The 23,814-nt window shown below is 33.0% G+C and carries 13 protein-coding genes and 1 tRNA gene; 9 read left to right on the forward strand and 5 right to left on the reverse strand.

The features are described from left to right. Positions 1-353 precede the first annotated feature (353 nt). Genes hsdR through HW347_RS08585 form a run of 9 tightly spaced genes read left to right on the forward strand, consistent with a single transcriptional unit; the run spans position 354 to position 18,615 of the window. A complete protein-coding gene (hsdR, locus tag HW347_RS08545) occupies positions 354-3,605 on the forward strand; it encodes a type I restriction-modification system endonuclease (protein WP_214611453.1) in 3,252 nt (1,083 codons plus the stop codon). A gap of 25 nt (positions 3,606-3,630) precedes the next feature. After that, entirely contained in the window at positions 3,631-5,076 is a 1,446-nt protein-coding gene (locus HW347_RS08550; protein WP_214611454.1) for a DUF262 domain-containing protein, read from the forward strand. Continuing rightward, a complete protein-coding gene (locus HW347_RS08555) occupies positions 5,066-7,015 on the forward strand; it encodes a DUF262 domain-containing protein (RefSeq protein WP_214611455.1) in 1,950 nt (649 codons plus the stop codon). Before HW347_RS08550 ends, HW347_RS08555 begins: the two co-directional genes overlap by 11 nt. Continuing rightward, on the forward strand, positions 7,016-8,419 hold the full coding sequence (locus tag HW347_RS08560; RefSeq protein ID WP_214611456.1) for a class I SAM-dependent DNA methyltransferase: 1,404 nt from the start codon (positions 7,016-7,018) through the stop codon (positions 8,417-8,419). Further along, positions 8,420-9,829, forward strand: a complete 1,410-nt coding sequence (locus tag HW347_RS08565; protein WP_214611457.1) for a restriction endonuclease subunit S — start codon at positions 8,420-8,422, stop codon at positions 9,827-9,829. Continuing rightward, positions 9,826-10,089, forward strand: coding sequence for a hypothetical protein (locus tag HW347_RS08570; RefSeq protein ID WP_214611458.1), 264 nt, complete (start codon positions 9,826-9,828; stop codon positions 10,087-10,089). Before HW347_RS08565 ends, HW347_RS08570 begins: the two co-directional genes overlap by 4 nt. Before the next feature lie 10 nt (positions 10,090-10,099). Continuing rightward, on the forward strand, positions 10,100-10,603 hold the full coding sequence (locus HW347_RS08575) for a hypothetical protein (RefSeq protein WP_214611459.1): 504 nt from the start codon (positions 10,100-10,102) through the stop codon (positions 10,601-10,603). Between the two features lie 33 nt (positions 10,604-10,636). Further along, complete coding sequence (locus HW347_RS08580) at positions 10,637-14,752, forward strand: DEAD/DEAH box helicase (protein WP_214611460.1); 4,116 nt, start codon at positions 10,637-10,639, stop codon at positions 14,750-14,752. Next, positions 14,749-18,615: a UvrD-helicase domain-containing protein gene (locus HW347_RS08585; RefSeq protein WP_214611461.1), complete on the forward strand. Its 3,867-nt coding sequence runs from the start codon at positions 14,749-14,751 to the stop codon at positions 18,613-18,615. The genes HW347_RS08580 and HW347_RS08585 overlap by 4 nt, the downstream gene beginning before the upstream one ends. Positions 18,616-18,975: 360 nt before the next feature. On the opposite strand, the gene HW347_RS08590 is transcribed toward HW347_RS08585, so the two are convergent. The 5 genes from HW347_RS08590 to HW347_RS08610 form a co-directional block, all read right to left on the reverse strand. Then, positions 18,976-19,049: transfer RNA gene (locus HW347_RS08590), tRNA-Pro, on the reverse strand. Positions 19,050-19,115: 66 nt separating this feature from the next. Further along, entirely contained in the window at positions 19,116-20,030 is a 915-nt protein-coding gene (locus HW347_RS08595; protein ID WP_214611462.1) for an alpha/beta hydrolase, read from the reverse strand. 14 nt (positions 20,031-20,044) lie between these two features. Further along, positions 20,045-20,767: a M15 family metallopeptidase gene (locus tag HW347_RS08600; protein ID WP_214611463.1), complete on the reverse strand. Its 723-nt coding sequence runs from the start codon at positions 20,765-20,767 to the stop codon at positions 20,045-20,047. Positions 20,768-20,856: 89 nt separating this feature from the next. After that, on the reverse strand, positions 20,857-22,695 hold the full coding sequence (locus HW347_RS08605; RefSeq protein ID WP_214611464.1) for a DUF5060 domain-containing protein: 1,839 nt from the start codon (positions 22,693-22,695) through the stop codon (positions 20,857-20,859). Between the two features lie 253 nt (positions 22,696-22,948). Continuing rightward, a complete protein-coding gene (locus HW347_RS08610) occupies positions 22,949-23,770 on the reverse strand; it encodes a sugar phosphate isomerase/epimerase family protein (protein WP_214611465.1) in 822 nt (273 codons plus the stop codon). Positions 23,771-23,814: the final 44 nt, after the last annotated feature.

Below are 23,814 nucleotides of genomic sequence, written 5' to 3' on the forward strand. Positions count from 1 at the left end.
ACGTTTATTTTTATACCTGCAGATGATAGTATAACGATACAAACCTTGAATTACTACAGATATCCGTAATTATACATTTATATAAATATATAACTTGTGAGAAATTCAAAATATCAGAAAATAGTCTCGTATTTCAAAGAAAAATATATAAATCTATAATTATAGAGTTATATATTTATAGTCCATTCAAAAAAACTATCTATTCAAATCAATAATGAGCTTTTGTTTTTACCAAACCCTGCTAATACCTTTTCCTTTATAGGCAAACGTATTAGTATTGAAAAAACTCTGAGAATATAGACAGTTGTCAAGTTAGACTTTGAATAAACCCAACCTAGAACCAAAAACTATAAATGAAAATAAAAACCAATTTTAGTTTTTTAAAAGATAATTATGCCGGGCTTTATCAGTTAGCAATATTAGGCGAACGCAATTGTTTTTCTGACCCTAGTACTACGTTATCGAAGTTGAGAATTTTATCAGAAAAATTATCAAGTATTTTAATTGATTTTGAACAACTTGAAGAGCCTGTAGACAAAAGACAAATAAGTAGACTTACTATACTGCAAAACAATTCAGAAACACCTTCTGAAATTATATCTATACTCCACACAATTAGAAAATCGGGTAATAAGGCATCTCACTCTGGCGAAGGTTCTCAACCAGAAGCCCGTTATATGCTTAGGCAAGCTTATTACTTAACGAAATGGTTTATTGAAGTTTACGAAGATGAAGAAGTATTAGTTGATTATTATACACCAGAAGAATCTTGGTTTGCCTCCGATGATAATAGAACTGAAGAGCTAGAACAAGAATTAGAATCGCTTAAAGTTGAAGTAGAGAACTACAAACAGAAAATAAAAGAACAAACCCAAATATCTACTGAAGCTAAACAAGAACGTAAAGAACGTGCTTTTGAAAAAGCGAAAAAAACTGAGGAAAACGAAGCCGAAACTAGAGATAGAATAGATAAACAATTACGTGATGCTGGTTGGGAATGTGATACCCAGACACTCAACTATAAGTCCAATAAAACCTTGCCTCAAAAGGGTAAGCAAATGGCAATCGCAGAATGGAAATGTGGAACTAAGTGGGCAGATTATGCGCTATTCAATGGTTTAGAATTAATAGGTATTGTAGAAGCCAAAAAGCACATTAAAAATGTAATGAGCGATTTAGGCCAAGCTAAAACATACAGTAGCCTTGTTACCGGCGAAAATAACATATCATTTCCCAGTCATCAAAATAGCACAAACTACAAGGTTCCATTCCTCTTCGCCACAAATGGCAAACCGTATTTAGAGCAACATGAAACTGCTTCTGGAATTTGGTTTTGGGATGGTCGCAACCAAAAGAATATAGCAAGAGCACTATCTAATTGGTTTTCACCAAGAGATTTAGTAGAAAAATTAAACTACGATGAAAACGAGGGCGTAGAAAAGCTTCAAAAGACTGATTATGATTTATTGTCGGATTCAAGTGGTTTAAGCTTGCGAGAATATCAGATAGATGCAATAAAAGCTGTAGAACATAAAATACTAACTAATACAGAAGATAGACGTGCTTTGCTAGCAATGGCTACCGGAACAGGAAAAACACGCACCATGATAGGTATGTGTTATCGGTTAATTGCTTCTGGGAGGTTTAGGCGTATTTTGTTTTTAGTAGATAGGCGTATGTTGGGTAAGCAAGCGTCAGATGCTTTTAAAGAAGTTCATATTGAAGGGTTACAAACCTTTGCTCAAATATATGATCTACAAGATTTAGAAGATAAAGCTGCGCAGCTGGATACAAAAATACATTTTGCAACGGTACAGGGTATGGTGCAACGTATTGCATACTCGGACGATTCACCAAGTGTTGGTGATTATGATTGTATCGTAGTAGATGAAGCACATAGGGGTTACACCTTAGATAGAGAAATGGACGAAGAAGAAGTTATACTTCGTGATCAAATCGATTTTCAGAGCAAATATCGTATGGTGTTAGATTATTTTGATGCCTATCGTATTGGTTTAACAGCTACACCTGCTATACATACCAAAGATATATTCGGTGACCCTGTTTATATGTATTCATATCGGCAAGCGGTTATAGAAGGTTATCTAATAGATTTTGAACCTCCCTATGTATTTCAAACAACCCTATCAAAAGACGGAATTGTTTGGGAGAAAGGTGACGAAGTTAAAATTTATGATCCTGAGGAAAATGAAATAAAAAATATTGGTGCTACTGAAGATGAGATTAAGGTTGAAATTACTGGCTTTAATCGTAAAGTAATTACTGAGAATTTTAATCGTGTCATTTTAAACGAGCTAATCTCTACTTATGGCATTCTTCCTGAAAAAAGAGCAAAAACTCTAATATTTGCAGCAACTAATGTACATGCTGATACCATCGTAAAATTGCTGTTTGAAGAGTATACAGAATTAGGTGAAGATGTAGACGCGGATGCTATTGTAAAAATTACAGGCGAGGTATATAACAGAGAAGATTTACTACGTAAGTTTAAAAATGACCAATACCCAAGTATTGTAGTAACGGTAGATTTGTTAACTACAGGAATTGATGTGCCTAGTATATCTAATTTAGTATTCTTACGCCGGGTAAACTCTCGAATTCTTTACGATCAAATGGTTGGTAGAGCAACAAGACGCTGTGATGAAATTGGAAAAGAAGTTTTTAAAATATACGACTGTGTTGGTGTTACTGAAATAATGGCTAAAGAACAGGTTATGAAACCTGTTGCCCCATTAATAACTAAAACCTTTGGGCACTTAGTAGAAGAACTGGGTATTATTGAAGACAATTACTCCAAAGAGGCTAAAGTAGACCGTATTATAGCTAAGATACAGCGCAAAGTTTCGGGTTTTAATAATGAACAAAAAGAGCAGTTTTCATTATTATCTGGTGAACCTACTGTAAGAGATTTTGCTAAAAAGCTAAAATCTATAGATATAGAGAATGTAAACCAGTCAATTCAAGACTTTGGTCATTTATGGGAGTTTTTAGACAGAGAAAAAGGTAAGGCTTTAAACTATGGCACACTGTACAGTAACCATGAAGACAAAGTAGAAGAAGTTACTCGTGCTTACGAGAAAAACTTGAAACCTAAAGATTATTTAGAATCATTTGCAGAATACATTAATAACAATAGAAATGAAATCACGGCTTTAAACATAGTTTGTACGAAACCTAGTAGCTTAACTCGTAACGACTTAAAAGAATTACGTCTAATATTAGATACACAAGGCTTTAATAAAAACAACTTAAATACAGCCTATAAAGAAGTGACCAACACAGAAATAGTGGCTGATATCATTGCTCACATACGTACATCTGCACTAGGGGAAACATTAGTAGACCATCAAGAACGAATTACTAACGCAGTTGCTAAACTGAAAGCTTCTCATGATTGGAATCAAATTCAATTAAAGTGGCTTGATAAAATGGAAGCCCAGCTTCAAAAAGAATCAATTATCACCCTAGAAGATTTAAACAAACCTCCTTTCAGCGTTGATGGTGGTCTTAAAAAATTGAATAAAGTCTTCAAAGATGAAACTGCTGAAATCATTAAAGAACTTAACGAATACCTGTACGCTTAAATAGTTTAAGCAGATGTGCCATTATATGACTGATACCAAAAATCTAATTACAGATATTTTACCAATAAAGGACTTTCTATGCTTAGAAAATCTTAGCATTCCAGAGTTTCAAAGACCATACAAATGGGAAACTAAGCATGTAAAACAATTGTTAGAAGATATTGTCTTACACAAAGATAAATCTGCTTACAGACTGGGTACTGCTGTTTTATTTGATAATAGAGATTCAAATGAACCGAGGACATGTTTGCAAGTAGTTGATGGGCAACAAAGATTGATTACGATGTCTCTTATTGCTCATGCATTGAAGTTGAATAAAGAAAAAGAACCGTATGTTTCTAAACTTTTAAATTATAAGGAGATAACTCTTTTAAATCAAACTTTCAATAGCGAAATAACAAAGAATAATATCGTAATAAATTTTAATGAAATTAAAAGAGAGGTAGCAAATTTCTCTGAAGATGAAATTCGTTTTTTCCTTAATAAATGCGAATTAGTTTGTATTACTTTATTTGATGTTTCTGAAGCCTTTCAGTTTTTTGATTCTCAAAATGCTAGAGGAAAAGATTTAGATCCCCACGATCTATTAAAAGCTTTTCATCTAAGAGAAATGTTACAACTTTCAGAAAGCGAGAGAGAAAAATGTATAGAAGATTGGGAGAATAGAAATGATGATGAACTAGGAGAGCTTTTTAGTCAATACTTATTTAGAATTAGAAGATGGTCTAAGAGAAAAAATGGAAGGTATTTGAACAAATCGAATGCTTCCATTTTTAAGGGCATTTCATTAAGTAATAACACTGATTTCCCTTTCACATATCCATTAAAAATCAATAATGTTTTTACAGATGAGTTCAATGACCATCTCCATAGAAAAATAGATAACAACTCAAAAAACTACCCCTTTCAATTAGACCAGGTAATTATTAATGGAAAGCGATTTTTTGAAATGACAACCTTTTATCAGGAAAAGGTTGATTTGATCAAAAACATACAAAAAGGCATTTATATAAAAAATAGTGAAGGAGAATGGGTTTTTGATGATATTGATTATTTACAGAAATTAAAATTCCTAGGTGTACATTCAGTTAATGATAACGTATTTCTAATATTCAAACAATTGGCGACTTATGGTGGAAAAAACCGGATTGGAGACCAATATATTAGAACACTTTTTGAATGTGCACTACTCTATTATACAGATAAATTCGGAAATCAAGATTTAGAAAGAGTACTTGTAAAACTCTTTATATGGTCATACAGCTTACGCTTAGACCTGCAATCTGTTCAATTGGCTTCAGTAGATAATAGAGCATTAGAATGGAATAGTGTTTTTTCCATTATTAGAGAAGCAACAGAGCCAAAAGAAATTTATCAAATGTATTTGGAAAGAACCTCAGAAGTACGTTTTACAAACGCAGTAGATATAAAAGATTTATTTATAAAACTAGGGTATTACGATGGGGAATAATTTAAAAGAACTTACAATCGGCACTATTTTTCTTCCTAAGGTCCAAAGTGACATAGCCGACTACGTTATACCAAGGTACCAACGAAATTATGCGTGGAAACAACCTCAGGTTGTACAAATGATTCAAGATATTTATGATTTTGCAACAAGTGAAAACTCTAAAGACCAAAATTATTACATAGGTACACTAGTCGTATATGAAAGATCTAAAAATGGAAAATCTGTTTATGAAACAATAGACGGACAACAAAGATTAACAACATTGAACATCTTGTTTTCAGTACTAAAAAATGAATTCAAGGTTAGTTCTGAACACTTTAAAATAAATTTGAGTTTTGACAGCAGACCATTATCCTCTTATACATTAGAGCATATTTTTGACCCACCATACACTGACATCCAAAAATCTGATAATAAACTAAATACAAGAATTACAGATGCTTATGTAACTGTAAAAAATGAGCTTAATAAAATTCAACAATCAGGTGACTTAGATAAATTTATTAGCTATCTAAAAAATAAGGTAATTTTATTACGTGCTCCTGTACCTTACGATACTAATCTGAATCATTATTTTGAAATAATGAATAATCGTGGCGAGCAATTAGAAAAACATGAAGTTTTAAAAGCTCAAATGCTTAAAGTTTTTCAGGATAATAAAAAGGCTACGAAAGTATTTTCTACTATTTGGGAAGCATGTGCAAATATGGAAAAATATGTACAATATGGTTTTTCAACTAAAGACAGAACAAATCTTTTTGGTGAAGATTGGAACCAATTTAAATCTGAAACATTTGGCGAAATAATCAATTGCTTTAAAGAAGTTAATTCAGACAATGATGAAAGTGAATCTATTCTTTCTATTCTTGACAAGAATAAAATAACAGATAATAACTCTTCGCAAACGAATGAAGCTCCTGATCGTTTTAGCTCCATCATAAATTTTTCCAATTTCCTATTACATATTCTAAGAGTTTTAGTGAATACATCTAATAAATATACATCTGACGAATTTTTAAAAGATGTGCCTTTAGACGACAAAAGGTTATTGGACACTTTTAAAGTATTTCTAGATGACGAAAACAACAAGAAAGATTTTGTAGAAGAGTTTGCTCATTTGCTTTTGAAAGGAAAACATTACTTTGATAAATACATAATCAAAAGAAATTTAAGAGACGAGAAATGGAGTTTAAAATACTTAAAAGTTGAGTACTATAATAAAAATGCTTCTCATCAATATATTAATAGTCTAGATGTAAAAGGAAGTAATAAGCAGCTCTTAATGCTTTTATCCATGTTTCATTTTTCTACACCAACTTTAGTTTATAAACATTGGTTAAATGCTGCATTAAATTATGTACTAAAACAAGATGAAGTGGATGAGCTAGATTATATTAATTATTTAGAAGATTTAAGCGATTCTTATCTATATGATCGTTTTCTCTCTCATGAAGAGAGCAGCTACTTCCAAATTATATATAATAATGATGCTTACCCAAAAAATAGGAATACCGATTTAAATAAATTGAAACTTCATCAAGGTACTGGAGTTGAAAACTTTATTTTCAACCGTTTAGATTATTTACTCTGGAAAAATGATTTAGAAAAAGATTCTAAAACTTTTTCTAATTTCTACTTTACTTTAAGAACATCTGTAGAACACTATTATCCACAAAACCCAAATCATACAGAAGACAAACTGGATGATTCATCAATTTTGAATAATTTCGGAAACCTTTGTTTAATAAGTAATAGAAAAAACTCACAACTAAATAATGCCTTACCAGAAATTAAAAAAGGGTATTATAAAGATAATGATCGTGAAATAGAAAGCTTAAAGCAAAGACATATGATGAATGATTATACTATTTGGAGAAAAGAACAGATACTTGATCATGGAGAAAAAATGAGAAAAATACTTTTAACAACAAGAATATAAATGGCATTATCCACACAAGAAATAGTAAACAAGCTTTGGAATCTCTGTAACGTATTACGTGACGATGGTATCACCTATCACCAATACTTAAACGAGTTAACTTTTATTCTGTTCCTTAAAATGGCAGAAGAAACTGACTATAATGATAAGCTACCGGAAGGTTACCGTTGGGAAGACTTAAAACAAAAAGAAGGAATAGAATTGGCAACATTTTATCGTCAACTTTTACTGCATTTAGGCACTGAAAGCACCGGTAAAATCCAAAAAATATACAATAACGCACAAACCAGTATACAAGAACCTGCCAACCTGCGTAAAATTATAAAGCACATAGATGAGCTAGATTGGTTTGAAGCAAAAGATGAAGGCTTAGGCGAAATGTACGAAGGCTTACTAGAGAAAAATGCAAGTGAGAAAAAGTCTGGGGCTGGACAATATTTTACACCACGAGAATTAATTAATGTCATGGTGCGTTTAATGAAGCCAAAAGTTGGTGAACGCCTAAACGACCCTGCTTGTGGTACATATGGATTTATGATTGCTGCTCATCATTACATTTTAAAGCATAACGATATATACAACCTTACTGAAGCTGAAAATAAACATCTGCAAACAGACCAATATAGTGGATGCGAGTTGGTAGGTGACACTCACCGATTAGCCATGATGAATGCTTTTCTACATGGTATGGGCGGAAACATTGCTCTAGCGGATTCTTTAAGTAGTTATGGCGAAAGCGTAAAAAACATAGACTTAGTTCTGGCAAATCCACCTTTTGGGACTAAAAAAGGAGGAGACAGACCCACTAGAACAGATTTAGTTTACCCTACCAGTAACAAGCAATTAAATTTCTTACAGGGTATATACCGAAGCCTACATATACGTGGTGGTGCAAGAGCTGCTGTTGTATTGCCCGATAATGTATTGTTTGAAGATGGCGACGGACAACGAGTACGCCAAGACCTAATGGATAAATGCGACCTACACACCATTTTGCGTTTACCAACAGGTATTTTTTATGCCGCAGGTGTAAAAACAAATGTGTTGTTTTTTAAGCGTGGTAAAACAGATAAAGGGAATACCAAAGAAGTCTGGTTTTATGATATGCGTACCAACATGCCTAACTTTGGGAAACGCACACCATTTACCGAAAGCTATTTTACAGACTTTGAAAAAGCCTACGTAGCGAAAGACCGAACCAAAATTAAAGACGAGCGTTTCAACTGTTACTCGAGAGATTTTATTGCTAAGAAGAGTGACAATTTAGATTTAGGTTTAATTGCAGACGATAGCATTACCAAAGCTAAAGACATAGGTGAACCTATAGAAATTGCCAAGGAAGCTCTAACCGAATTAACTAGCATTACCAAAGAGTTAAATGCCATAATTAAAGCATTAAACTAAATGGAAAAGACATTACCAAAAAATTGGGTTGAGACTAATGTTTCTGAATATTTGATTAATTATGATAATCAAAGAAAGCCTATATCTTCAAAGGAAAGAGAATCGAGAAAAGGTGATTTTCCATATTTTGGAGCTACCGGAAAAATTGATAATATAGACGGTTTTACTCATGATGGTGAATTCGTACTAATCGGTGAAGATGGAGCGAATTTATTAACTAGGGTTAAACCTTTGGCGTTTTTAGTTGAAGGAAAAATATGGGTAAATAATCATGCGCATGTATTGAGTTATGGGAATACTATTCAGAATAAGTTATTTACTTTTTACTTCAATAGTCTAGATATTAGTGAGTTTGTTTCTGGTTCTGCACAACCAAAATTGAATCAAAAAAACTTAGGGTTAATTCCTATAAAATTACCACCACTAGCAGAACAACATCGCATTGTTGCCAAGTTAGATGAGTTATTCGGGTATCTAGACACCCTTAAAATCCGTTTAAACAACATACCACAAATCCTTAAAAACTTTAGACAAGCGGTTTTAACCCAAGCGGTAACAGGTAAGCTTACTGAAGAGTGGCGTGTTGGGAAGGAGTTGAATACAAAAAAGGATTATGACCAAATACAAAAGTTAAAATCTGACTTGCTTAAAAAGGGTAAGTTAAAGAAGAACAAATTAGAGCCAATAAAGAATGAAGAATTAATTTACGATTTATGTCCTGAATTTTGGCATAAATGCATTTTTGATGACCTTTTTAGATTTATAGATTATCGAGGTAAAACACCTCAAAAAACACCTAAAGGTTTAAGATTGATAACAGCTAAGAATATCAAGATGGGCTTTCTTTCTAATGAACCAATAGAATTTATGAGCGAAGAAGCTTATGAAGATTGGATGACTAGGGGTTTTCCAATAAAGAGTGATATCTTTTTTGTAACCGAAGGATATACAATGGGTAATGTTGCATTAAATAATAGAGACGATAAGTTTGCTTTAGCACAAAGAACTTTAACGTTACAGTCATTTTCAAATTTAAAAACTACATTCTTTTATTATTTAATGATGGAGTCTAGATTTCAACTTATTGTAGATAACAATGCAACTGGGACGGCAGCAAAAGGTATAAAAGCAGCTAAGTTTAAAAATTTACCATTAATTTTTCCTTCATTAAAAGAGCAAACAGAAATCGTAAAACGAGTAGAACATTTATTTGCCAAAGCTGATGCTATAGAAGCCCAATACCAAAGCCTAAAAGTAAAAATAGACAGCTTACCACAAGCTATTTTAGCCAAAGCCTTTAAAGGCGAGTTAGTAGAGCAGTTAGATACAGATGGTGATGCTAAGGTGTTGTTGGAGGAGATTAAGAAGTTGAAAGTAGAAATTGGTACTAAGAGGAAAACTAAAAAATGAGTGTAATTATTAGAAATAGAACCATACGCCCAAGTACAAGAGATGTAAAGTCAAAGTATCGTATTCAAGTAACTAATGCCATGCCAGAAGATGAAATAGTTGTTTTTATAGACCATGAATCTGCAGATTTTAGAGCCATTTATAAATGTACAGGTGCCTTTTTTCAAGAAAAAGATTCCATTTATTTTAAGGTAGAAGATGTAAATAATAAGCCAATAATTATTTGGAGTGGTGATAATGTGCCTGAATTGGTAAGGTAAATAATTAAACATGAATGATAAACGAAAGAAAATATGCTTAGCCTATTTAAAAGCCAGAAAAGAATTTTTAGATTTTGGTAATAGTGATGAAGTTCTACATGGTAATGATAATATTGTAGGTAGAATAGGCGAGGCAATTGCACACTCATATTTAGAACAACAAGGTAGACAACCAAAAGTTCTAGTAAACCAAACAAATGCTGGTTATGATATTATTTGTGGTACAGATGAATCAAAAATTTCAGTAAAAATGATAACTGCTGAGAACAAATATGGCAGTACTTCACAAATTAAGCATGAGTGGACAGAGCTTATAGGTATAGAATTAGGTGAACACCAAAAAGTAATTAAGCTAGGGGTTATAACTAGAGAGAATTTTGAGAATGAGCAAAAGAAAAGAGGTCGTCGCTTAGAACCAAATTTCACAAGAGCAATGTTGAAAACTAATGGAATATTTACTACGGGTGGTAAAGTATATGAAGGCGAAGAATTAGAAGAGTTTAAATTATTATAATGTTTAGTTAAGTCAAAAAATAAAGTAGTAGAAATGAACCTTCACGAATTAGAGAAAGCCTACAATATAGATTATATAACCATTTCTACTATACTTAATAAACAAGGAATTAAAATAAGTTTAGAACATCTTAATGATATTCCTGAGCAATGGGTTTCTATAATTGAAGAATCTTTATCCCCTTCAGATACACAGAAATCAGAAAAAAAACATCCCATATCAAAGCAGAAAAGACCAGTTCAAAGAGTTAGAAATAAATCTGTAGCGAATGACAAAAATTATTTCTATGCCTATGTTAAGTTTGTAGGTGATGATAAAAAGCATGCTTTCATTAAACGTATTGATGATATTAATGAAATAAATAATATTGATCTACGTAACAAAGATGAAAATGATTATAAACTTCAAGAAGATTGCACTTTACTTGAAAGGGAGCAACTTATAGTTTGCGAAGAAAAATCAAAAAAATACAACCTAGCTAAAATTAAGTCGATTTACTTTGAAGGTACTATTCATGTAGAAAATAGAGTATCTAAATTTATTGATTGGTTATCATTTAAAAAGCCTTCAGTTATAAACGTTTCGGATCCTTTAGGTTTTAAAGAAGATGATAGTCTTGTGGTAGCTACACTGAATTACAGTAGAAGGTCAATTTATTGTAAAAAACATAACATTGCACCAAACGAGCCTAGCCTCGAATCAAAAATTGAGAAGAAGGCACTTCAAATAGTTTCAGAAAATCAGATATCTCTTGACTCTTCTTATATGCTACAAGCATATAAGGCAATTGCTGATAATGACTTATACAATGAACTTATAGTAAACCAATTTACCCACGAATTAGAAAATGAAGATTTTAGTACTAAAAGTAACTTAGAATCTTTTATAGAAAAATGGCAAGGTTTAGATAAGACACAGGTAACGTATGTTAATCTAAGACAAGAAAAATGGTTTAGTGAGTTGTTTGTTATGTGGTTGCATAACACTGTTCATATTAATTTTTGGGAAGAACATTTAGTAGATGCTTGTATTCAATTTGAAATAGCCAGCAACGAATCTATAGGTGAAGATGATAAATTGTTATTTCAGCCACTACTACAGAAACATCATTTAGATTGGCTTTCAAATGAATTAATTAGCTATCTAAAACAAGATATTATAATTGAAACTCGCTTAATTTATGAAGTTTTAATTAAGCTAATCAATCTTTCTAACATAACTAACAAGTCAGATTATGTTAAAAGCCTAGATAATGGTTTAAATGAAGATCTTCAATTTGAGTTTTGGGTTGCAGATAAAGCAAAAACATTTCCAAAAGAGAAAGCATTACTTAATTATAAAGAACAAGATAAGGTAATACAAGACAGAATAATTACAGAACTAGAAGACGATGAAATTTTAGCAGTTTTAGAAACAACTAAAGAACTATCAAATTCCAATAACCTAGATCGCTTTTTAAACCTTACCAAAAATCATCTGGTAGAAATTCTTAACCCTATAAGTTTTGATATCGAGAGTGATACAGAATCAATATTTGAGCTCGCTTGGAATGTTAAAGATAAATGGACTTATCTATCGGATAAAACTCAGGTTGATGAGGATCTAGAATTGTTTGGCAACGAGGTAAATAATTTTGAAAACGTAATATTAGGTCATAACATTATTGATTTTGATTGTCCCCTTTTAGAAAAAAGAGGATTAGAGTTTTACCAAGAAAAGATTTGGGATACTTTGTTGGTAGAAATTTTATTAAACCCGAATAGAAAAAGTCTAGCTCTACGTACTAAACATAATGCCAAAGATGATGCCTATTTAACTCTAGATTTTTTTATTAACCAGGTTCTTAGAATCTTAAAAACTCCAAAGGAAGAATTAAGTGAGCTTTGGGCTTATTTACCTGATGCCATTACAAATGCAATAGAGGCATTAAGGGAAAAAATTAATTTAAATTGGATATCAAAAGAAGAACTTCTAAAAAGAAGTAATATATATTTTAGACCAGAACCCAAGTTAAATAGCTTGGTAATAGATTTAAAAGAAAAATTAACTAAATCTCACGCCAAAACAAATTTAATAATTGGCACCAATGATTTTAAAAGGGATGTGTTACATCTTAAAGATATTCGATACTCGGCAAAACACAATACTGATTTAGATTTTGCCATAATTGATGAGCAAAAAGTAAAAGAAAGTATAGGTCTTGATAAATGGTTGAAGTCGGTATTATTAGCATTTATTTACCATTGCAAGAAAACTAGTAAAATTACCTATTGGGGTAATTTACCACCAGTGGTTAAAATTAAACTACAAGAACAAACTTTTGATATTTATAGCTTGTTTACAGAGCAGCCTTTAGATTTGTCTTTAGATGATTTAATCTTCCTATCAGTAGATGAATTATATGAATACTCTTCAGAATTGAGACAAAATAAGAGTTTAGCAGTTTTTGTAGTGCAACCAGATTTAATCTCTGTAACCCAAAAACAGTTTCTCAAAAATTTTGATTTAGACTTTTTTAAATCTGTTAATAATGATAATTATTTGTGGCTAAAATTTTCTGGCGGTCAAAGTTATGTTCCAATTTCTGAAAAACAATGTGAGAGCTTAAATATTACAATACCGAAACATCTTACTAATTTTTGGGTTGAAAAATACCTCTTTGGAAAATATCGAGTTTGGGGCTCTTATAATTGGGAAGCGCTTTTAGATTCAATTGATTATGACAGCAAAGAAATACTAAGTTTAGACAGTGGAAAATTTCAAAAAGACCAAACAAATTTTGCGCGCATAAATGTTACGAAGTCCAATAGTATGGGAGTTATTAGATTTAATCCCGAATCTGTTTACCGTTCTCGTTATTGGGTGTTTCAAAAAGAACTTATTCAACAGACTATAACACCAGGTAAACTCACCGTTTTATTAATTCAACGATATGATGAAGTAGAGGTTCTAGAGACATATTTTAGAAGCTTAGGTTACTTTGTGCCCGATAAGGCGAGTTCTTTAGGAAGAAGATTAGAACTGTTGTACAGTTACCGTAAAACAAAGAAAATAGTTATTGCTACAATTCATGATATTAGTAAAGTAATAAAAGCTAATTATTTAGGGGAATTAAATGTGGTAATTGACAGCTTTAGTCTAATCGAAAATTTTTATGTTTCAAAAGGGACTGATTTTTTCAAAACATTAACTACAGAATCAAGCAATTTAAATTCCAGAAATTCGGAAGAAATATTAGGTGAAGAAATTATTGATAAAACGCCTTTAGTAAAAGATACTTTTCTTTTACTGAAATTACATCTGCCACAAATTTCACAATATAGAAATCTACTTTTTCATGCAAACCCAAATCATAAATTGTGGATTTTAGATCCAAGGGTAAATGATTATCCAGATTTAAGCAAACTTTGGAATGCACGTAGTGTAAGTATGAATATCTGGCAAGAAAAAGATAATTACGAAGATGATGTGAAACTTGCGGATACACATATTACAGGAGTAAAGCCAATAACAGACCTACCTTTTGAACTTGAAGAAACAAAGCAAATTCTAAGTCAAGTGTTTTTGGGAAAAGGTGCTAAGTGGTATGATTATCAAGAACCATATTTAGATGTAATTATTCCGGGAAAAACAGACCTTTTGGTAACTCTACCAACTGGCGGAGGTAAATCATTGCTTTTTCAGGCGCCAGCACTCTTCAAAAGCACATTTACCAATAGACTGACTATTGTTGTCACCCCTTTAAAAGCGCTTATGGAAGATCAAGTGGACGCTTTATGGAACAAAGGTTTCTATGGTAGTGTCGAATATTTAAACTCAGATAGAAGTACTGATACACAATTAATATATAGAGCGTTGGCAGGTGGTGAAATAGCCCTGTTATTTGTGACACCAGAACGCTTTAGAAGTCAGTCATTTAAAAATGCACTCAATGTACGACTGCAATCTGACGGCGGATTAGAATACATTGTTTTTGATGAAGCACATTGTGTATCGCAATGGGGGCATGAATTTAGACCTGATTATTTTAACTGTGCCAAAGAGGTATTTAAGATTAAAACTGCCGCTAGTATTGATATTCCACTACTATTGTTTTCGGCAACTGTTTCTGAAAAAATATATAAGGATTTTAATCGCATATTTTCATGATAGAGAGACTTAACGACAATGAGGTTTATAACCCAATTAGAAAACATATTCAACTGTCTTTTGATATTGTAGGGGATTCTGAGGAAATGGTTGAAGCAATAGCCAGTGACTTAAAAAACAAAGGTTTTGATGAAGAAAAAAGTAGGGTGCTGATATTTGTACAAACTCGAAAAGGAACTGAAGAAGCTACTACTAATTTAAAAAAAGCTTTAAGTGATATAGGGTTGAACTATGCTCATAAAGTTGAATACTATCATGCAGGTTTAGATGGTATAGAAAGAGAAGAAACTTACGATAATTATAAAAATGGAAATACGGTTATACTAATAGCAACCAAAGCCTTTGGTATGGGTATGGATATAAAGAATATCCATTTTATTTATCATTTAGGTCCGTCTTCAACTTTTGAAGATTATCTGCAAGAAGTTGGTAGGGCTGGGAGGCATGAAGGAATGCTTCATGCAGCTGGTTATTCCAACGATAAACCTTTACAATCAAAATGCCTTGTAACTAGAGATGATTTTAAAAAACAAAAAGATAAGCTACACAAAAATCAAATTAGTTGGAATCAAATAAATCAGGTACGTGAAACCATTTTCAAATACCTTAAAAACTTTCGAAAACTAGAGCCTGATAGTGAAAATGCTTTTCCATTACCATTAGACCTTTTAGAAAATGACCCTGATTATGAAGATGTTTTTAATACCGATACTTTCTTTAGGGTAACATTATATTGGTTAGAAAAACTTGAAAGAATAAAATTAGGGGTTTTTACACCTACATATTTACCCATAGCACTTTTAGACGATGAGCCTGATTTTAGTTCAGTCAAGACAAAAGAAGTTCGTGAAGATATTGAAAGACTTTTAATTGTACTTAAATCATACAAATCAAAGTTTTATCCAACTGCCACTACAATGATGGTAGATATGGGCTATTTAAGGGAGCATACTAAAATAAAGGATACAACAAAATTATTTAAAATACTTTTCAAAGCCCAGAAAGTCAAGTTGATTTGCTTAGAGAGAGAAATAAAATTAACACCTACCATTACACGAACAAATGAAATAAAAGAATATAATAATTATACATTTCTACCTACAATAGAAGCATTATTTGAATTATCAAAAGAACTGTTAGCTCTAACAAAATCAAAGGATCAAGTTACTTTAGAAGGTGAAACTATTGATGAATTAATTAAGCAGGTAAGTGCAGAATGCTTTGCCCCACGAAATATATTCTGGGAAGCGCAAAAAAATAATAATGAAAACTTCACAACAGAAGAAATAGCTGAAAAGCAAAAAAATGATTTCGAAAACAAGAGAGCTAAATTTGCTTTTAAACTCCTAGGCTTTTTACCAAAAATAAAACATAAGTCCGTAATTGACATAGAAGATGGTTATAAAAAACCAAAGATTACCCAATTAATTTACAATGCGAATACATCAAATAAAAAGATTTTAGCTGAATTAGATGCTTTTAAAGAAAACCTTCTTAAACTTATAAATTACGTATCTACAGAATACATAAAACACAATATTAATTCCTTTAATATTGTTGACCTTATATTAAAATTAGGTGTTGAAGACAAAGGAGAGGAATACTTCCAAAAACTAATATTTATCTCAAAGGGTTTAGCTTATCTAAAGGGAGGCGGTGACCTAGTGCCGATGGGGCTGGAAATGTTTGTAATTGACACTTCAGATTTAGAAGGTGATCAGCAAGGTTCTCCAGATTATAGTGTAAAGCAAGAGTTTATTGAAAGTTCTAAAATGAAAGAACTGAGATTAATATCTTTAGAATGCTTATCAGAAATACCCCAACATCATCATGATGGGTTTATAAAAAAGTACTTTCAATGTGGAGAATTAAGCGAATTAATAGGCTTACTTGAAGAGAATATAGGAGAAGATCACCCTAATTTAATTGCTTATCGAGAGGAGGCTCTTGAAGAGCGAAAAATGAAATTGAATGAAGAACAATTAGCGGTTTATGATTCGCCAATAAATACAAATTTACAAGTTATTGCTGGTCCTGGAAGTGGAAAAACACATACGTTAATACTTAGAATAGCAAGACTTATTCAAGAAGAAGGAGTAAATCCTGAAAATATTTTAATACTAGCTTATAATAGAGCAGTTGTTGTTGAATTAAAAGAAAGACTTACTAGATTATTTAAAGAGCTTGGTTACTCCAAACTAATTAAAAGATTAAAGGTATTTACCTTTCATGGATTTGTTAAGTTTTGCGTTTCAGAACGTCTTGAAGAGGTCGATTTCAAGGATTGGACATCAACATTTTTACAAATAACTAAAGACACTCCTGGCTTAATAAGTCAGAAATTAGGTTCAATAAGATATGTGTTTGTTGATGAATTTCAAGATATAACCTCAGAACGCCTTGATTTACTGGAGAAAATAGCAAATCCTGATAACACAAAAGTTTGTGTCATAGGAGATCCTAATCAAAGTATTTATGGGTATCAAAGAGCCGATGCAAGAGGAGAAATGGATCCAAAACCTTATTATGATAGGTTTAATGAAATCTACAAGCCAACTGTGTTAAACTTAAGTATTAATTACCGCTCTTACCCAGAGATTCTTATTCAAGCGGAAAAATTATTGTCCTTGAATAAATCAAAATTTCCAATACCAGAATTGGCAGCCAACTTAGATGATCAGGGTCATGAAGGCTACTGTGAAGTGATTAACTATCATGATAATAAGGTAGATTGGAAAGATAAATTAATGGAGATAATTAATTCTAAAGATGAGAATGGAGTAAAATATAAACAAATTGCAGTAATGTATCGTTCAAACGATCAGGTTTTTAGGGCTTATAATATTTTGCAAAATCTTTCAATCCCAGATGTTAGATTAAGAATTCAAGGAGCAAAGGGTAATTTATTCAAATGCCGTGAATTCTATTGCTTCATTTCAAAATTTTCTAAGAAAGATAATGAACTACTCCCAAAAAATTTCATTTTAGAAATTGAAACTTTTAAGAATCAAATCTTACAAGAATATCCAAATTGGGATTCTTATTTGTTAAATATCTTTCATTGTATCGTGTTAGAATTTGAAAAGGACAAAGAGGAAGATTCAAGATATAAAGATCTTATCGAGTTTATAAAAGAAATTTCCTCAAATGATGATGGTCAATATGGTAAGATATATCAACAAAATATTAGTACTATAAAAAAGAACGTGCAAGACCAAGAAATTATAATTACTACAATGCACAAAGTAAAAGGTTTGGAGTTTGATGCTGTTATCATACCTCCCTCGTTTTCTAATTTACCTTTGGTTAATAGAGAATATATCCCAATTGAAGATTCCATTGAAGAAGAAAGACGACTTTATTATGTAGCATATACCCGAGCTAAGTACAAATTAGTTTCGATTAAATACGCCAGGGAATTAGCTATGGATAATAATCATGGATTTGAGTTTGAAGATAGAATAAGAAATAGTTTCGGAGTTTCTGTTGATGAGGGATTGGATAAATTCACCATGTATTGGAATGCAAGTACTTTTGGGAGTAATTCTTTTGGCTTTATAAGAGACCAAGTAAAAATTGGTGATGAGATAGTATTGGCTCCTACGCATAGAGCAGGGTATACATTCTGGCATGCTATTGTAAATAATAGAAATGTAGCCTCTTTATCAAGAAGTATGGTAGATAAAATTCAAAACATGCCAAAGGTAAATGGCTTTATAGTTTCTTCTATTTATGTCAGTACTTATGAAGATACAAAGTACTCCGACGATAAAAATGGCACCAATTATGCTAGCAATTGGACACAAGAGGCTATCAATCGGGGTTATGTTTACCTAATTGATTTTTCCGGTTATGGGAATTGAGTTTCTTATGATGATGTTTATGTTGTCAATGTACACTTAAAGCAATCGTATAATTCTATTGAAGTCAAAGCATTTTAAAGGCACTAATGTAAACCTTTTGGCAACGAAATTGGCAACAGTAAAAACAAAACCCCGTAAACATTATGTCTACGGGGTTTTTATGCGGAGAAAGAGGTATTCGAACTCTCCATCCCGTCTAATTATATTAAAAAAAATGATTTAACTTTAGTCCTGACTCAAGGTTAGCTTAATCCAAGTTAACCTACTTTGCCATATCTTACCAAAAGGTCAATAAAAAGAGAAAAACTGTCCGCAATATGTCCGAAAAAAGTAAAAGCCACTGATTATCAGTGGCTTTTGTCGGGATGACAGGATTTGAACCTGCGACCCCACGCCCCCCAGGCGTGTACGCTACCGGACTGCGCTACATCCCGAATTTGGATTGCAAAAATATAAAAGTCAGACAGATATTCTGTTATCTTTTTTGAAAAATGCTACAACTACTTTAGACTCTCCATCCAACCAAACAAAAGCTCTGGCCAGGTTCTTAAATATGGGTCTTGTAGCCCCAAAGCAAAACCGTGACCTCCTGTTGGAAACACATGTAATGCAGCAGGAACATTATTTTCTACTAAAGCCTTATAAAATACCAAGCTGTTTTCTACTGGAACAGATGTATCATCAGTTGCATGCAGCAAAAAGGTAGGGGGCGTATTAGCCGATACTTGTTTCTCGTTACTAAAACGTTCAACCGCTCCTGGTTTTGGGTTATTACCAAGTAAATTATTCTGAGAACCTTTGTGTGTAGATGATTGATTAAATGTAATTACCGGGTAACATAAGGTCAGAAAATCTGGTCTTGCACTCAGTTTATCTGCTTCATCAATTGGCGTGTATACTTTTTCATCAAAATGAGTTCCTAACGTAGACGCTAAATGTCCTCCAGCTGAAAAGCCCATAGCGCCAATCTTATTGGGGTCTATATTAAACGCTTCTGCTTTGCTCCTAACTAAACGTAATGCACGTTGTGCATCAATTAACGGTACATCTTCTTGATTAGTCTGAGATACCACTGAAGGAAGACGATACTTCACTACAATGCCTGCTATGCCTTTACTGTTCAGGAATTTGGCTATATCAACACCTTCCCAATCATAAGCCAAAATACGATATCCGCCTCCAGGAAAAATTACCATTGCTTGGCCAGTAGCGTTCTTTTTTGAAGGCAAATACACTTCAATAGTTGGCTCTTGAACTTTACTAATACGTAAAATATCTTCTATTACATGCTCTTCTTTTTCATCAGATACTACGTGGTTAGGTATCTTGTCTTTTGGCCATAAAGGGATTATGGTGTCTTGTGAAAATACGTTTACGCTCATTGCAAATACGGTAAGGAATATTAGTTTTTTCATCTTAAATACTATCATTAATTACAATCCCATTTAAAATTTGCTATTGGATACTTATGCGCGCCATCTAGATTATAATGCCACCATTCTGTTCTGGTAGACCAAAACCCATGTTTCTCCATCGTTTCTTTCAAGAGCTTTCTGTTTTCCAATATCTCTTTTGGCAAATCAAAATTATCATGGTAAGCCCGTTTTCCAAAAAAATCAAAATCGGTTCCCATATCCAGTTCTTCGCCATCTAAAGACTCCAAAGTAATATCTACGGCACCTCCTTTATTATGAATAGAGCCTTTTTTAGGGTTGGCTACATATTGCGGATTGGGTACTATTTTCCACATCTTGTATTGTACAGAATTTGGACGGTAGCAATCAAAGAACTTTATGCGTACGCCGCTTTTTTTGAAATCTTCATTAGCTTTTAATAAAGCTTTTGCTGTTATAACCCGTGTGTAACATTCCGGGCAATCGTAAACTTTTTCTTTAAGAAAGTTATTTTTGGTAGCATATCGTAATTCATAACCAAAACCATCGCTAAAATCTGCTAAACGAACAAATGTAGTATCCGCCAACTTTTCAAAAGTCTTAAATATTTTCTTAGGAACTTCTTTTTCTTTAACTACCGTATCTACCTGCTTTGTAGATACATCTTCATTTTTCTCTACATTCTGGTCTGCTTTTGGATTGTCTCCACAAGACACTAAAAAAACAAATAAGATAAGGGTACTATAAAAATTCCTCATAAAAATAAATTATCTACCTGACATGAGATGATCGTCAGTTTTTAGGGATATATTGATATAAAATCGATTTTCAATTTACATGCAAGATATTACTTTCTTGCTATAACAATTACCCAATCCTTCTCTTTTTGCCCATTGTAGGCTGATAATTCTACACTGTTGGGTTTAGTTATTTTCCAACCTTCGTTTTGCTTGTCAAACAACATTCCTCCTGCTTTAGGGTCATAAAAAGCAATGGTAAAGGCACCATCACCTATAGCAAGATCGGTAGTCTCGTTCTTTGGCAAATACACTACGTAAATTTCATCCTTTTTAGCAAAACAGTAGGCTTTATCGTTACTCAACAATTCGTCATGATTTTGCATTGTTTCATACGGCAAGTGGTCTTCGAAAAACTTCCGGGCATTATTGCTGATATCCCACCAAGCATCACGCGCTCTAAAATCTTCTGCAGAGATATCATTATTAGGCACATCCTTACCGCCAAAATACCAGGAAGCACCGGCCGCACCAGACATTAGGCTTCCCCAAAGACTGCTGTGCATTACCATATCATGGTTATTATTTGCGGCAGTATCCGTAGTTACGCCAATATCCCAATGACCAATTTCATCAAGGTAAACTACCCATGGTCTTTTTTTCTTTACAGACAAATCCAACCACTTCTTCACTTCCTTATGGACCTCTGTAGTATCATACATCTGTAAAGATGGTATCTCAAAATTACGATAGCCTAACATAGGCGTGAATGTTTCTTTTATAGGGTCTAAAGGCCTACCTTCTCTTCGTTCTCCCGTAACTCTAACATGATTATGAACCGCTATAGGATGATTGTAAGGGTCAATTTTGCGAATATAATCTGCATAACTTTTCAACTGCTCTGGGCTACGATTGGTTTCTTCCCCTAAATTCCAAACAACACCTAAATGATGGCCAAAACGAGCTACTAATTCTTTGTAAAATAGTTTCCGTTCAAGTCCTAATTCACCCTTGTTCAAAACCGTATCATTCTCCGTTTCTTGAGTAAAAACGTTCATGGCCATTCCCAGTTTATCCATATGAGTGAAAACAGTTTCCCATTGATCTAATTTACTAACGTCGTAGCGTGTTTGCTCTTTTGGCGCAATCCATGGCCATACATCATTTCCATCTCCATTTTCGTTCATAACAAGAAAATAAAGACTGTTCATTCCTTTATTAGACAAATAATTAAGGGCTCCTATAATTCCTTTTCCATTATTAAAGCCCCATACTGGGTCTGAATCCTTCCAATCATCTACATGTGTAGGGTATTCATGAAGGCCGTCTTCTAATGTTGGCGTATCCGGTCCTCCATTATCGTAAGTTCCATCAAATTCAGAATAAGCCAAAAAGTTCTCAGGACTACCTACTCCATTTTTTAAAAAAGGCTTTCCTGTTTCACTTTGCTTGAGGTAATGCGTGCCGTTATAAACAAGCATGCCTTTGCTATAAAATCCACTTTCGATTGAATCTATAGGTTGTACTTCAAAGTTTCCTTTTATATCCCAAATGCTTTTATTCTTTTTGGGCAGGGAGAATTGCTTGACGGCAATATTTTTTCCTTCCATCAAATAGGCTCTAAAATCCCATTCACCAGTTTTACCAGGAGAAAATTTTACCTGCCATTTATTTCCTGCTTCAGCACTAGAGTTGGCCGCATCTCCATCTGCAGCAAAATAACCGTGAACTGTGTAGGTGGTATCTTTATTTGAGAAGTTAACCAATAATGAATAATCTAAAAACGGATTTATAGAGTCTGTTTCAGATACTTCTGGTCCGTTAAAAGTTAGGGTTACAGGCTGCCATTTCTTTAAATTACCTTCAAGCAGATAATTCTTAGTACTTCCTTTTTTTGTACAAGAACCTAACACAAAAACAAGTGCACAAGTAAGTACAAAAAACTTCATTGGTCTGTGGGAACACATAAGCAGTTATTTGGTTTTAAGCGACCATAAGGTAACAATATTTTTTATTACCAGGCTACAATTCTCAGTTCTATTAAGCAGAATAGAACCAATATTTTTTTTCAATTTAACCACCTTACACCTTTAAGATCTGTAGTGCATACAATCTATTTTAAAGCACCAATAAAATGATTAAAAAACAAAGGCCTTTACCTCAAAAAAGATAAAGGCCCCTGCCATTAAAAATTGTACTAGATTACTTTTCTAAGCTCTTTAAATACTCTAAGCTTTGAGGTACTTGCTCAACTACACTAGATGATTCGTCTTCAATGAACATATACTCGATACCCAATTCCTTAGCTTCGGCAACAATACCAGCAATATCTACTTGACCTTGACCCAGAACTACGTTAGTTTCATGGTCTTCTTGTCCCGTATTATTCCCTTTAACACCTTTTTCCATATCCTTCAAGTGGAGTAAAGTGAATTTAGATTTGTACTTTTTCATCAATACCAAAGGGTCTGCACCACCATGTTGCGCCCAAAACACATCTAATTCAAAAGTATAGTCTGTAGCGTTCTGAATCATATAGTCGAATAAGGTGCCATCTTCATAAGGGCGAAATTCATACCCATGTGGATGATATGCCAATGTAATACCGTTTTCTTTTAAAAGTTTACCGGCCTTGTTAAATACCTCGGAAGCATGTTTGGTTTCTTCCAAATCCCATTTGTTATCATCATGAGGTACCCAAGCACACATGACATACTTGGCGCCATATGCTTTTGCATCTTCCACTACTTGCTGTGCATTTTTCTCTAAATCGCCAAATTTAGCTCCTACACTTACCACATCCAGACTATTTGATTTCAATAATTTCTTGAATTCATCTAGCGGCAAACCGTAAGTTTCGCCTCCTTCAATTTTCGTGATTCCCCACCCCTGAATAGTTTCAAGTGTTCCGGGTACATCTGTCTTAAACTGATTTCGTAAACTATAAAGTTGCAAACCTACTTCTTGTGCCGATAGTGATACCGTGAAAAGGGCGGTTGCAATAAAAATATTTATTTTTTTCATTTTCTTGTATTTTGATTAAAAGCTGATGGTTGTTCTAAACCAGG

The sequence above is a fragment of the Zobellia barbeyronii genome (genome assembly GCF_018603515.1).
Lineage (GTDB): Bacteria > Bacteroidota > Bacteroidia > Flavobacteriales > Flavobacteriaceae > Zobellia > Zobellia barbeyronii.